We start from the raw sequence: 14,369 nt of genomic DNA on the forward strand, positions 1-14,369 counted from the left end.
CTTTTTAACAAGCCCAGTTTATAAATACTGCACCTGCGTGATCTCAAACTCCACCATACCAGCTGGCGTATTGATGGTCACAACATCTTCTTCTGCTTTACCAATTAAACCCCGGGCTATAGGTGAATTCACCGATATTCTGAAGTTTTTAATATCAGCCTCATCATCACCCACAATACGGTAGGTTACTTCCTCTTCCGTATCCAGGTTCAGAATAGTCACAGTAGAACCAAAAATCACTTTGCCGTTATTAGGCAACTTAGTGATATCAATGATCTGTGCGTTAGATAACTTAGCTTCAATATCCTGAATGCGGCCTTCACAAAACCCCTGCTGTTCGCGGGCTGCGTGGTATTCCGCATTCTCTTTTAAATCACCATGAGCACGCGCTTCAGCAATAGCTAAAACGATAGCCGGACGTTTCACCGTTTTCAGCTCTTGCAGTTCGTCCCGCAAGCGTTGAGCACCCTGAACCGTCATAGGGATCTGACTCATCCGTATACTCTCTTATGTAGTTCCTGCACTGATGCAACTGTAGCAAAGGCATTGGCTGCGTTGGCTTTACAGGTTGCAAAAGCTGCATTTAAAGTTGTGGTGTAGTTGGCTTTATGTTGCAGCGCGCCGCGTCGTAACACTTTAGAGTCTTCAATGGCCTGACGACCTTCAGTGGTGTTGACAATATAGCTGTATTCGCCGTTTTTGATCCGGTCCAGAATATGCGGACGACCTTCAAATACTTTACTGACAGTACGGCATTCAATGCCTGCTGCAGTTAAAGCTTTGGCTGTGCCGCCAGTGGCATCCAGCTCGAAACCCAGCTCAACCATAGTTCTGGCTAATTCAACAACGCGCACTTTATCGCTGTCACGCACTGAAAGTAAAGCACGACCGCCAGTTGGGATCACAGTGCCTGCGCCTAACTCTGCTTTAGCAAAAGCTTCAGCGAAGGTATCACCCACGCCCATCACTTCGCCTGTTGAACGCATTTCAGGACCGAGAATTGGATCTACACCAGGGAATTTGTTAAAGGGGATCACCACTTCTTTCACAGAGAAATAAGGTGGAATGATTTCTTTGGTAATACCCTGCGATGCTAACGACTGACCTGCCATACAGCGGGCGCCGACTTTAGCCACTGCCATACCTGTAGCTTTTGACACAAAAGGCACAGTACGGGCAGCACGAGGGTTCACTTCAATCAGATAAATTTCGTTATCTTTGACAGCAAACTGCGTGTTCATTAACCCGACTACACCCAGCTCCAGCGCCAGCTTTTTCACCTGCTCACGCATTCTGTCCTGAACATCCACAGATAAGCTGTGTGGAGGTAAAGAACAGGCTGAGTCGCCTGAGTGCACACCAGCTTGCTCAATGTGTTCCATGATACCGCCGATGATGACTTCTTTGCCGTCACAAATGGCGTCGATATCGACTTCAATCGCATCATCAAGGAAACGGTCCAGCAGGACAGGAGAATCGTTCGACACACTGACCGCTTCTGTCATATAACGACGTAAGTCGATATCGTCATAAACGATTTCCATAGCCCGGCCACCTAAAACATAAGATGGACGTACAACCATTGGGTAACCAATGCCTGGCGCTTTGGCGATGGCTTCTTCCAGACTGGTGACAGTAGCGTTTTGTGGTTGCTTTAAACCTAAACGCTCCACCGCGTGCTGGAAACGCTCACGGTCTTCAGCACGGTCAATTGCATCTGGTGAAGTACCAATAATTGGCACTCCGTTCGCTTCTAAAGCACGGGCTAATTTTAATGGAGTCTGACCGCCGTACTGAACAATAACGCCTTTTGGCTGTTCTTTGATCACGATTTCCAGTACGTCTTCCAAAGTAATAGATTCGAAGTACAGACGATCTGAGGTGTCGTAGTCTGTTGATACGGTCTCAGGGTTACAGTTGACCATAATAGTCTCGTAGCCGTCTTCACGTAATGCCAGAGCAGCGTGTACACAGCAGTAGTCAAACTCAATGCCCTGACCGATACGGTTTGGACCACCCCCAATAATCATGATTTTGTCACGATTGGTTGGTGCAGCTTCACATTCTTCATCGTAGGTGCTGTACATGTAAGCCGTGTCTGATGAAAATTCAGCAGCACAGGTATCTACACGTTTGTACACAGGGTGCAGGCCAAAGCTGTGACGTTTTTTACGCACTTCGCCTTCAGCGACGCCTAATAAATCAGCCAGACGTTGGTCAGCAAAACCTTTACGTTTTAATACTTTTAAGCGTTTTTCATCTAAACCTGCAAAACCAGCAGCTTGCACTGCAGTTTCTTCTTTCAGTAAATCTTCAATCTGAACCAGGAACCAGTGATCGATTTTGGTCAGCTCATAGATTTCATCCATGCTCATGCCCAAACGGAAGGCGTCCGCTATGTACCAAATGCGGTGCGAACCAGGTTCACGCAGTTCACGAATGATTTTTTCTTTGGCTTCAGGAGCACGGATATCAATGATTGGGTCTAAACCGCAGACACCAATTTCCAGACCACGTAAGGCTTTTTGCAGCGATTCTTGTTGGTTACGCCCAATAGCCATCACTTCGCCTACAGATTTCATCTGTGTAGTTAAGCGGTCATTGGCACCAGCAAATTTTTCGAAGTTAAAACGTGGCACTTTAGTGACAACGTAATCGATGCTTGGCTCAAACGAAGCTGGTGTTTTACCACCGGTAATATCGTTGGCCAGCTCGTCCAGCGTATAACCACAAGCCAGCTTGGCTGCTACTTTAGCGATAGGGAAACCCGTTGCTTTAGATGCCAGGGCTGAAGACCGTGAAACACGTGGGTTCATCTCAATGATGACCATACGGCCATCTTCAGGATTAATACCAAACTGTACGTTTGAACCACCGGTTTCCACACCGATTTCACGCAGCACAGCCAAAGAGGCGTTACGCATGATTTGGTATTCTTTATCCGTTAAGGTCTGAGCAGGCGCTACAGTGATCGAATCACCTGTATGCACGCCCATAGGATCGAAGTTTTCGATAGAACAAACGATGATGCAGTTGTCGTTTTTATCACGAACCACTTCCATCTCGTATTCTTTCCAGCCAATCAAAGATTCATCAATCAGCAATTCTTTGGTTGGCGATAAATCCAGACCACGGGTACAGATTTCTTCAAATTCTTCGCGGTTGTAAGCAATACCACCACCTGAACCACCCATAGTGAAAGATGGGCGTATGATGCAAGGGAAACCAATAGTTTCCAGCACGCCGTAGGCTTCTTCCATAGAGTGAGCAAAACCTGCGCGTGGGCAAGACAGACCGATAGAGCGCATGGCTTTATCAAAACGACCACGGTCTTCTGCTTTGTCGATGGCATCCGCTGTAGCGCCAATCATTTCGACATTGTATTTTGCCAGCACACCATGACGCTCTAAATCCAGCGCACAGTTTAATGCCGTCTGACCGCCCATAGTAGGTAACACTGCACATGGACGTTCTTTTTCTATGATTTTCTCTACCACTTGCCAGTGGATTGGTTCGATGTAGGTCGCATCGGCCATTTCCGGATCGGTCATGATAGTGGCAGGGTTAGAGTTCACCAGAATGACGCGGTAACCCTCTTCCTTTAATGCTTTACAGGCTTGAGCACCTGAATAATCGAACTCACAAGCCTGACCAATCACAATAGGACCGGCGCCGAGGATAAGAATACTTTTAAGATCGGTACGTTTTGGCATAGCTATTCTCTGTCTCTCATCTCAATTAAGCCTGACGCTGTTGCATCAATTCGATAAAGTGGTCAAACAATTCACTGGCTTCGTGTGGACCAGGGCTGGCTTCAGGGTGTCCCTGGAAGCTGAAGGCTGGTTTGTCGGTGCGGTGAATGCCCTGCAAAGTACCATCAAACAACGACTTGTGAGTCGCACGTAAATTGGCAGGTAAGGTAGCCTCTTCTACAGCAAAACCGTGGTTTTGTGCTGTGATTAACACCTTGTTTGTATCCAGGTTTTTCACCGGATGGTTACCACCATGGTGACCTACAGTCATTTTAATCGTCTTAGCACCGCTGGCCAAAGCCAGTAGCTGGTGACCTAAACAGATACCAAACACAGGGATGTTGGTGGTCAGGAAGGTTTCAATGGCTTTAATAGCGTAATCACAAGGAGCCGGATCACCAGGACCATTGGATAAGAAAATACCGTCAGGGTTCAGTGCTAATACTTGTTCAGCAGATGTTTGTGCAGGAACTACAGTTAAACGACAACCGCGGTCAGCCAACATACGTAAAATATTACGTTTCACACCAAAATCGTAGGCAACCACATGAAAGGCTGAATTATCTGGTTTGGAAAAACCCTGGCCTAAAGTCCAGCTGCCTTCTGTCCATTGATAAGGTTCTTTCACCGAAACTTCTTTGGCTAAGTCCATACCAGACAAACCAGGGAAAGCACGAGCCAGTTCTAAGGCTTTACTTTCATCTAAGTTGTCTCCCGCCATTAAGCAGCCGTTTTGTGCGCCTTTTTCGCGCAAAATACGGGTTAGCTTACGGGTATCGATATCGGCGATGCCTAAAATATTACGGGAACTAAGATAGTGACTAAGAGAGGCTTGATTACGGAAATTGCTGGCTAACAAAGGAAGGTCACGGATAATCAGGCCCTTGGCCCAGATTTTATCAGATTCCTCATCTTCATCGTTCGTGCCGGTATTTCCAATATGAGGATATGTCAGAGTGACGATTTGTTCAGCATAGGAAGGATCCGTGAGGATTTCCTGATACCCGGTCATCGAGGTATTAAAAACCACCTCTCCAACAGAAATACCTTCAGCGCCAATGGCTGTACCGCGAAATACGGTGCCGTCTTCCAGTACGAGCAGGGCGGACTTAGTCAAAATAACCTCCAAACAGCAGAAAACGGGGGAAAAACATTGTTGTTCACCACCCGTTTTGACCCAGAATTTTTGAACCCAAATTTGCTTAGGCAAACCTGACTATTCTAGGCGATTTGAGCTATTTGGTCTAACTCTTTTTTGATATTTTATGAAAATGACGCTTTGATCGCATTTTTATAACATATCGCTCAAAAAGTTAAGCTAAGTCAGCCAAACCCAGCACTTGTTGCATAGAATAAAGTCCAGGCTGTTTATTTTGCAACCAAAGCGCTGCACGCCACGCTCCCTGAGCAAAAGTGCTGCGGCTGGATGCTTTATGAGTAATTTCCAGACGTTCACCGAGATCTGCAAAGAGTGCTGTGTGATCGCCAATAATGTCACCACCCCGCACAGTCGCAAAACCAATGGTCTTTTGATCACGCTCACCCGTAATACCTTCACGGCCATAGACAGCCACATCAGAGAGATTACGATCCAAAGCTTTGGCAATTTGATGGCCTATCGCCATAGCAGTGCCTGAAGGCGAATCTTTTTTGAATCTGTGGTGTGCTTCGATAATTTCAATATCTGCTGTCTGCCCCATCACCTTAGCTGCGGTTTGTACCAGATGCAGTAATAAATTCACGCCAACACTCATATTGGGAGCCCAAACGATAGGAATATGTTTGGATGCCTGCTGCACTGCGGCATATTGCACATCAGTTAAACCCGTTACACCAATCACCAGCGCTTTTTTTGCCTGCACCGCCAGTTCCAGATGCACAAGCATAGCCTCTGGCATAGTGAAATCAATCCAGATATCAGCCAAAGCTAAAGCAGCAACAGAAGTCTCAGTAAAAGCCAGATTCAGTTTGCCACAACCCGCCAATTCACCTGCATCCATACCTGTTAACGCAGAACCGGCACGCACAGTAGCAGCTGTAATGGGCAATTGGTGTTCTTTAGCTACGCTGACTAAAGCTCTGCCCATACGGCCGTTAGCACCTAAAATACCTACTGTACTCATCTGTTTATCCTGTGTGGCTATTGTAATACGGCCGCTATTAAACGGCAGTCCGGATGGATATGCAACCCTAATTGCCTGGCTATAGATCAGATTGCGGCAGTAAAAATGGCCCGGCTGACGTTATAGTCGATATCTCCATGTTCACCCAACTTCGCCATGCCCTGTGCCATCACCTTAGCCATCAGCTCATCAACCGAAGAGGCCGGTAGACCATAAGCCGTTAAACGGGTTGGCACTCCCATTTGCTCAAAGAAAGCACGGGTATGGCTTATAGCTTCATCAATCTGACGTTCCGGGTCTTGCTGCTGCAACCCCCAGACTCTGCTGGCGTACTGCAATAACTTGTCATGCTTAGTTGCACGTTGCTGTTGCATTAAGGCAGGCAGCACTACAGCCAAAGTTTGAGCATGGTCTAAACCATACAAGGCAGTTAGCTGATGGCCTAAACCGTGAGTCGCCCAATCTTGTGGCACGCCCACCCCAATAAGGCCATTCAGCGCCATAGTGGCAGCCCACATCACATTGGCTCTGACATCGTAATTTTCGGGTTCATTTAAGGCTTTTGGTCCTTCTTCAATCAGCACCTGCAATAAAGATTCAGCAAATCTGTCCTGCACAGCGGCATTCACCGGATAGGTCAGGTACTGCTCCATCACATGGACAAAAGCATCCACTACACCATTAGAAATTTGTTTAGCCGGCAAGCTGTAGGTCACCTTCGGATCTAAAATAGCAAACTGCGGATAGACAGATGGGTGAGAAAACGCCAGCTTTTGCTGAGTGCTTTGGCGGGTAATCACCGCATTGGCATTACTCTCAGTACCTGTGGCAGGCAAGGTTAATACACAACCTAATGGCAAGGCCGCTTTAATACGGGCTTTTTTCTCTAAAATAGCCCAGCCGTCCTGCTCAAGAAGTGAAGCAGCTGCTATGTATTTGCTGCCATCCACTACTGAGCCGCCGCCTACAGCCAGAATAAAATCAATCTTTTCTGCTTTTACCAAAGCGACAGCTTTACTTAAAGTTTCATAGCTTGGATTAGGCTCTATACCGGAAAACTCCAAAACCTGATGGCTTTTTAACGCATCCATCACTTGCTGATAGACACCGTTTTGCTTAATAGAACCACCACCATAAGTCAGCAGCACCTTGCTGCCTGTAGGTATCAACTGACCTAACTGGCTGATTTGACCATCACCAAACACAATACGGGTTGGGTTCTGGTACGAAAAATTAAACATAAAAGCTCCGGTGCTTAAAACAAAATTCAGCTATTTATATGGGCCTGAACCGCTTTAAGTTCAAGCGCCTACTAGGTTTTTCTTCTGGCATAGGAAAAATACCGGAATTCAGTTAGGCTGGTTTTAAGCGAATGGGACTATAGCTTAGTCAACTTTAATATTTGACAGGACTTCTGGACGTCTCTATATTCCGAAAAATTTTAAAACCTTTTAGGTTTAGAGGAAAACTCATGACGTTATCGCAAAAACAGCAAGCTCGCTTGTCCTTGCTGCCCTTGTTGCTTTTTGTCGCCTTATTTCTTGGCACAGGCTTATATCTGCAGTCTCAGGGGGTTGACTATGCTTTTTATCAGTTGCCAGGGCCTGTCGCTATTATCCCGGCTTTGGTATTAGCCATTTGGCTTTATAAAGCGCCTTTAACTGGATCTCTGGAGGTATTAATCAGAGGGGCTGGCAATAGCAATATTATTACGATGTGCTTTATTTTCCTGCTGGCTGGCGCTTTTGCCACTGTAGCTCAGGCAACTGGCGGTGTGGATGCAGTGGTGAATGCAGGTTTAACCATAGTACCGCCGCAATTTTTATTACCCGGCTTATTTGTTATTTCTGCCTTGATTGCAACGGCTATGGGCACCTCAATGGGAACCATTGGTGCTTTGGCTCCGATCGCTGTAGGTTTAAGTACTCAGGCTCAGTTGGACCCTGCCTTAGTGGCTGGTGTGCTGTTAAGCGGTGCCATCTTCGGTGATAACTTGTCTATTATTTCCGACACTACTATTGCATCAACCCGCACTCAGGGTGCACAGATGAAAGATAAATTCAGAGAAAATCTGAAAATTGCTTTGCCTGCTGCTGCAGTAGCCCTGCTTCTGTTTGCGTTTTTAGCGCAAAGCCAAACGGAAGTGGCAGTGAAAGACTTTAGCTGGACTGGTGTTTTGCCTTATGCAGCTATCCTTGTACTGGCTGTCGCAGGTATGAACGTATTCGCTGTGCTGTTGTTGGGTATAGTTCTGGCTGCATTGCAAGGTGTGGTATTTGCAGATTATCAACTGGCTAATCTGGGCAAAGACATCTACAAAGGTTTTGGCTCTATGCAGGAGATTTTCCTGCTATCGATGATGGTCGGGGCTTTAGGTGAGTTTGTGAAGCAACAAGGCGGCCTGCAGTATTTATCCAGCCATGTCACAGCTTTGGCTTTAAAACTGAAATTGGCAGGTAATAAAGCTCAGCAGTTAGCTATTGCCGCTTTGGCTTTTACCAGCAACCTCTGTATTGCCAACAATACAGTGGCCATAGTCGTGGTGGGTGAAGTCAGTAAAGATATTGCTCAACAGCACCAAATCACGCCTAAACGCAGTGCCAGCTTATTGGATGTCTTTGCTTGCATTGCACAGGGCTTAGTACCTTATGGAGCTCAGGCTTTGTTGCTGGGTGCCAGTTTTGGTTTATCGCCATGGGATGTGGTAACACACAGTTACTACTGCCTGTTTCTTGCGGCTTTTGCCATAGCTCGTATTTTGCTGGAAAAAATCGACCGGAGCGATTTTTAACATCGGAGCTCAGCGACGATGGCCTGGACAGGCATTTTGCAGGACAGCAAAATGTAAAAAATCGACCGGAGCGATTTTTAACATCGGAGCTCAGCGACGATGGCCTGGACAGGCATTTTGCAGGACAGCAAAATGTAAAAAATCGACCGGAGCGAGGTTTAACGTCGGAGCGCAGCGACGATGGCCTGGACAGGCATTTTGCAGGACAGAAAAATGTAAAAAAACAGGCCGACATTAAGTCGGCCTGTCTTATTGTGCACAGATCATTTTGTTTTAGGCTTTATTACAGTTTGGTAAAGCGCCCTGGCTACGTCGCAGCTGGTAGTAGCCATCTGCCACAGCCATATGTTTGTTCAGCTCTTTAATTCTGTTATCCGGCACTGGGTGGCTGGATAACAGCTGTGGCGTAGAGCCACTGCCCTTAGCCGCCATGTTCTGCCATAATTTTACGGATTCAGCAGGAACAAAACCTGCTTTCGCCATCAGTTCCAGCCCCATAATATCGGCTTCTGTTTCATGAGCCCGGCTAAAAGGCAAAACAATACCTACCTGAGCCCCTAAACCAAAAGCAGTGCGCATTTGCTGCTGATAAGGCGAGTTAGCCATAGTCATAGCACCATCAGCCACAGATAAAGCAGTTGAAATAAACTGGTCGCTGGATAAACGCTCATTACTGTGCCCCGCTATCACGTGGGCAATTTCATGACCTATGACTGCCGCAAGTTGCGACTGATTGTCTGCGACTAACAGCAGGCCGGTATACACGCCCATTTTGCCACCTGGCAAGGCAAAGGCATTCACCTGATCATCTTCAAACACCACAATTTCCCAAGGCGTTTTTTGCCATTTGGCATCTGTATGCTTCAGCAAGCTATTCGCTACACACTGCACATACTGATTCACTTTTTTGTTTTTGCTGACAGGAACTTCAGCTTTCATTCCTTCAAAGGTCTGAATACCCAGGCTACTTAGTTTTTGATCATCAAATAACATCAGCTGGCGTCGGCCTGTAGGTGACTGAGTGCAGCTTGAAAGCAGCACACTAGCGATTAACAACGGAAGTACTAACTTAGTACGCATCAAATGATCCTTCTTTTCGTACTTGAAACGGCAGCTAATAGAACTATAAAAGCTCAAATAAGTTCAGCCATTGTGCGGGATCTGAAAAAAGAAAACCACCTGCAGGTGGTTTTCATTCAGCTCATATAGACAAATGGCTTTAGCCGGTTAAATCATCAAAAAACTTCTTCACACCATCAAAGAAGCCTTTAGACTTGGGTCTGTGTTTTGCTTCGCTATCACCACCCCAGCTTTCATCCAGCTGGCGCAACAAGTCTTTTTGCTTGTCGCTTAAGTTGACAGGAGTTTCAACCACCACTTTACAAACTAAATCGCCGACACCAGCACCCCGTACTGATTGCACACCTTTGCCGCGTAAACGGAACATTTTTTCAGTCTGGGTTTCTGCCGGGATCTTCAGTTTCACACGACCATCTAAAGTCGGTACATCAATTTCGCCACCTAAAGCTGCAGTGCTGAAGCTGATAGGCACATCGCAATATAGGTTGTTGCCGTCACGGACAAAGATAGGGTGATCTTTGACATGCACCTGCACATACAAGTCACCGGCTGGCGCACCAAACTGCCCTGCTTCACCTTCACCGGCTAAACGGATACGATCACCAGTATCTACACCAGCTGGGATTTTCACAGACAGCGTTTTGGTTTTTTCTACGCGGCCATCGCCATGACACTTAGTGCATGGATCAGGGATAATTTTACCGCGACCACTACAGGTAGGACAGGTTTGCTGCACCGCAAAAAAGCCCTGACGCATAGTCACCTGACCCGCACCATGACAGGTTGGGCAAGACTTAGCCTGAGTGCCTTTTTTTGCGCCTGAACCATCACAGACATCACAAGATACCCAGGTTGGCACTTTAATTTCAACCGACTTACCCCGTACAGCGTCCTCGAGGTTTAACTCAAGGTTGTAACGTAAGTCTGACCCCCTTTGGGCGCGGGACTGCCCACCGCCGCGGCGACCGCCACCAAAGATATCACCAAACACATCACCGAAGATGTCATTAAAATCGCCACCACCGCCGCCAAAACCACCGGCACCACGGTTAGCATCCACACCAGCGTGACCATAGTTATCATACGCAGCGCGCTTCTGGTCATCCGACAGGATCTCATAGGCTTCTTGCACTTCTTTAAACTTCTCTTCCATAGCTTTATCACCCTGAGTTCGGTCCGGGTGAAACTTCATGGCGAGCCGTTTATAGGCCTTTTTGATTTCTTTATCGTCAGCGCCTTTTTCGACGCCAAGCACTTCGTAATAATCACGCTTCGACATAACAACTCATCTTGATAGAGGAGCGACCGCACAGGGCGGTCGCTCAAATTTACTCTGGTATGGGGCGCATCTTAAAGAGGCCACCCCACAGACACAATGATTATTTGTTGTCTTTAACTTCTTCGAACTCAGCATCGACGACGTCATCACCAGCAGCATTGCGTGCTTGAGGTTCAGCGCCACCTTGCTGCGCTTTCGCCTGAGCCACTTCAGACAGTTTCTGAGAGGCCTGAATAAGCGCCTGAGTTTTAGCTTCGATCTCTGCTTTATCGTTTGCTTTAATGGCTGTTTCCAGCGCTGCAACAGCAGCTTCAATCTCTTGCTTGTCGTTGGTGGCTAAGTCGTTGCCTGCTTCTTCAATTTGCTTGCGGGTTGCATGCACTAAAGCGTCAGCCTGGTTACGGGTTTGCACTAACTCTTCAAACTTTTTGTCTTCTTCAGCATTCAGTTCAGCGTCACGTACCATACGTTCCACTTCTTCATCCGTTAAGCCTGAAGAAGCTTTGATGGTGATCTTCTGCTCTTTACCAGTGTCTTTATCTTTGGCAGACACATGCAGAATACCATCAGCGTCTAAGTCGAAGGTTACTTCGATTTGTGGTTCACCACGACGGCCTGGACGAATACCTTCTAAATTGAACTGACCCAGTGACTTGTTGGCAGAAGCTTGCTTACGCTCACCTTGCAGCACATGGATAGTTACAGCAGCCTGGTTATCATCTGCAGTAGAGAAAGTTTGTGACTTCTTGGTTGGGATAGTGGTGTTCTTCTCAATCAAGGCTGTCATTACGCTACCCATAGTCTCTATACCTAAAGACAGTGGGGTTACGTCTAATAACAAGACGTCAGTCACATCACCAGACAATACAGCGCCCTGAATGGCAGCACCCACAGCTACAGCTTCGTCAGGGTTCACGTCTTTACGTGGCTCTTTACCGAAGAAGGCAGTAACAGCTTCCTGAACTTTAGGCATACGAGTCTGACCACCTACCAGGATGATATCGTTGATATCACTTACAGACAGGTCAGCATCTTTTAATGCCTGTTTCAGCGGCTCGATAGTGCGCTGAATTAAATCGTCCACCAGCGATTCCAGCTTAGCGCGGGTTACTTTGATGTTTAAATGCTTAGGACCAGTGGCATCTGCTGTGATATACGGCAGGTTCACTTCAGTCTGAGAAGCAGAAGACAATTCGATCTTGGCTTTTTCGCCCGCTTCTTTTAAGCGCTGCATCGCCAGTGGATCGTTACGCAGGTCAATGCCCTGCTCTTTTTTGAATTCGTCTACTAAGTAGTTGATCACACGAGAGTCAAAGTCTTCGCCACCTAAGTGAGTGTCACCGTTGGTTGCTAATACTTCAAAGGTTTGTTCGCCATCTACATCGTCGATTTCAATGATAGAGATATCAAAAGTACCGCCACCTAAGTCATACACTGCAACTTTGGTGTCGCCTTTTTTCTTATCCATACCATAAGCCAGAGCAGCTGCTGTTGGCTCGTTGATGATACGTCTTACTTCTAAACCAGCGATACGGCCGGCATCTTTAGTGGCCTGACGTTGTGCATCGTTGAAGTAAGCAGGAACTGTGATTACCGCTTCAGTCACTGGCTCGCCCAGATAATCTTCAGCAGTTTTCTTCATCTTTTTCAGCACTTCTGCAGAAATCTGTGGTGCAGCTAATTTTTTGCCTTTCACTTCAACCCAGGCGTCACCATTATCAGCTTTAACGATTTGGTAAGGCATGATTTTGATATCACGCTGAACTTCAGCATCTTCAAAACGACGACCAATCAAACGCTTAATTGCGAACAAAGTATTTTTTGGGTTAGTCACAGCCTGACGTTTAGCTGGCTGACCTACTAATACTTCGCCGTCTTCAGCATAAGCGATGATGGAAGGAGTGGTTCTGGTACCTTCAGCGTTTTCAAGAACGCGTGGCTGGTCGCCATCTAAAATAGCCACACAGCTGTTTGTTGTACCTAAGTCAATACCAATAATTCTACCCATAACTACTCTCCGCTTATTAATCTTTACAATTAAAATTGTGTTGACTGGTTAATGGGGTTTATCCCTATTCGATTCAAGGTTATTTTTTTAAAAAAATTTATCGTTTGTGCGATAAATGAGCAAAAAGGCGGGTTCAGCCGCCCATTAGCGCTGAAACTAAGGCAATAGAACAGAAAAGCATTTAACCCCAAAAGCAATTGCGGCGTATAATCCTTCATAATTACCGAACACAGAGCCTGAACAGAGAGAACCATTATGCCTTTATTAGACAGCTTTACCGTTGACCACACCATTATGAAAGCTCCTGCTGTACGAGTTGCGAAAAAAATGAACACGCCAAAAGGTGATGCTATTACTGTTTTTGATTTACGTTTTTGTGTGCCTAACGAAGAAATTCTGTCGGAAAAAGGTATTCATACACTGGAGCATTTATTTGCCGGTTTTATGCGTGATCATTTAAATGGTGACGGCGTAGAAATCATCGACATTTCCCCTATGGGCTGTCGCACAGGTTTTTATATGAGCCTGATTGGTACACCGGACGAGCAGCGTGTCGCAGCAGCATGGCAAGCCGCTATGGCGGACGTACTGACAGTACAAAACCAGTCTGAAATTCCTGAGCTGAACATTTATCAATGCGGTACTGCTCAGATGCATTCTTTGGAAGAAGCCAAAGAAATAGCACAGAACATTATCAGCCGTGGTGTAGGTGTGAATTTAAACGACGAGTTAAAACTTTCTGCTGAGTTTTTAAAGCAATAAGTTTTGTCATCGAAACAAAAAGCCACAGCGTTAACATGCTGTGGCTTTTTTTTGCTTGTTTTTTTGCGCTGAGGTGGGACTTAGGGGCTTCTCTGGTGCGCGGGCGCGTTTGATTTTTGGCTGAGAGCTGAGCTAAATATGTTCGGAATTCAAGCAGGTTGGTTCTGTGCTTGGGGGCGGTGAACTGTAGGGGCCCCCCTTGTGGGCGCCCGTTTGGAATACGAAGAGCGGATTGGTGTTGAATTCGTGACGGTGAACTACATTATTCCGGGCATCCTGCCCTCCACCCTTCGGGCCGGCTGCGCCGTTCCAAACTGCTCCCGGGAGTTTGGTCGCAGAGCTCAAGGCGTGAAACAGGCGTGACGCAAAACTGTTTGCGTCCCGTTTTTCCTGTTTCACCCTGGCGGTGAACTACTTTGCGCACCCCATCCATGGGGTTCGTCCCTTTGGGACCCGCCGTTGGCGGTCCAAATTGGCTCCCGGCCAATTTGTCGCATGGGAATGCCCTGCTCGAATGGCTCACCATCAGATTTCACGCAAATAAAAAACCCCGCTCACTGAGCGGGGTTCTGTA

10 protein-coding genes are annotated in these 14,369 nt (G+C 46.8%); 2 read left to right on the forward strand and 8 right to left on the reverse strand.

Going from position 1 to position 14,369, the window contains the following annotated elements:
- Positions 1 to 18: 18 nt before the first annotated feature.
- From greA to RHEIN_RS17915, 5 genes are all read right to left on the reverse strand, one after another.
- A complete protein-coding gene (gene greA, locus RHEIN_RS17895) occupies positions 19 to 495 on the reverse strand; it encodes a transcription elongation factor GreA (protein ID WP_008900391.1) in 477 nt (158 codons plus the stop codon).
- Complete coding sequence (gene carB / locus RHEIN_RS17900; protein ID WP_008900392.1) at positions 492 to 3,713, reverse strand: carbamoyl-phosphate synthase large subunit; 3,222 nt, start codon at positions 3,711 to 3,713, stop codon at positions 492 to 494. Before carB ends, greA begins: the two co-directional genes overlap by 4 nt.
- 25 nt (positions 3,714 to 3,738) lie before the next feature.
- Positions 3,739 to 4,869: a glutamine-hydrolyzing carbamoyl-phosphate synthase small subunit gene (gene carA / locus RHEIN_RS17905; RefSeq protein ID WP_008900393.1), complete on the reverse strand. Its 1,131-nt coding sequence runs from the start codon at positions 4,867 to 4,869 to the stop codon at positions 3,739 to 3,741.
- A gap of 196 nt (positions 4,870 to 5,065) precedes the next feature.
- Complete coding sequence (gene dapB / locus RHEIN_RS17910; RefSeq protein WP_008900394.1) at positions 5,066 to 5,875, reverse strand: 4-hydroxy-tetrahydrodipicolinate reductase; 810 nt, start codon at positions 5,873 to 5,875, stop codon at positions 5,066 to 5,068.
- Between the two features lie 86 nt (positions 5,876 to 5,961).
- Positions 5,962 to 7,116 carry an iron-containing alcohol dehydrogenase gene (locus RHEIN_RS17915; RefSeq protein ID WP_008900395.1) on the reverse strand — a complete coding sequence of 385 codons (1,155 nt, stop codon included), beginning with the start codon at positions 7,114 to 7,116 and terminating at the stop codon, positions 5,962 to 5,964.
- Positions 7,117 to 7,346: 230 nt separating this feature from the next.
- Here RHEIN_RS17915 and RHEIN_RS17920 point away from each other — a divergent pair, with 230 nt between their 5' ends.
- Positions 7,347 to 8,666, forward strand: coding sequence for a Na+/H+ antiporter NhaC family protein (locus tag RHEIN_RS17920; protein ID WP_008900396.1), 1,320 nt, complete (start codon positions 7,347 to 7,349; stop codon positions 8,664 to 8,666).
- Between the two features lie 273 nt (positions 8,667 to 8,939).
- Here RHEIN_RS17920 and RHEIN_RS17925 read toward each other — a convergent pair whose 3' ends face one another.
- From RHEIN_RS17925 to dnaK, 3 genes are all read right to left on the reverse strand, one after another.
- Positions 8,940 to 9,746 (reverse strand): M48 family metallopeptidase, encoded by an 807-nt coding sequence (locus RHEIN_RS17925; protein WP_008900397.1) that lies wholly within the window; start codon positions 9,744 to 9,746, stop codon positions 8,940 to 8,942.
- Positions 9,747 to 9,885: 139 nt separating this feature from the next.
- Positions 9,886 to 11,025: a molecular chaperone DnaJ gene (gene dnaJ, locus RHEIN_RS17930; protein ID WP_008900398.1), complete on the reverse strand. Its 1,140-nt coding sequence runs from the start codon at positions 11,023 to 11,025 to the stop codon at positions 9,886 to 9,888.
- Positions 11,026 to 11,125: 100 nt separating this feature from the next.
- Positions 11,126 to 13,033 (reverse strand): molecular chaperone DnaK, encoded by a 1,908-nt coding sequence (gene dnaK / locus RHEIN_RS17935; RefSeq protein ID WP_008900399.1) that lies wholly within the window; start codon positions 13,031 to 13,033, stop codon positions 11,126 to 11,128.
- 255 nt (positions 13,034 to 13,288) lie between these two features.
- Between dnaK and luxS the strand changes: the two genes are divergently transcribed.
- The gene (gene luxS / locus RHEIN_RS17940) at positions 13,289 to 13,795 is read left to right on the forward strand and encodes an S-ribosylhomocysteine lyase (RefSeq protein ID WP_008900400.1); all 507 of its coding nucleotides are present in this window, start codon (positions 13,289 to 13,291) and stop codon (positions 13,793 to 13,795) included.
- Positions 13,796 to 14,369: the final 574 nt, after the last annotated feature.

The organism is Rheinheimera sp. A13L, assembly GCF_000217935.1.
Lineage (GTDB): Bacteria > Pseudomonadota > Gammaproteobacteria > Enterobacterales > Alteromonadaceae > Pararheinheimera.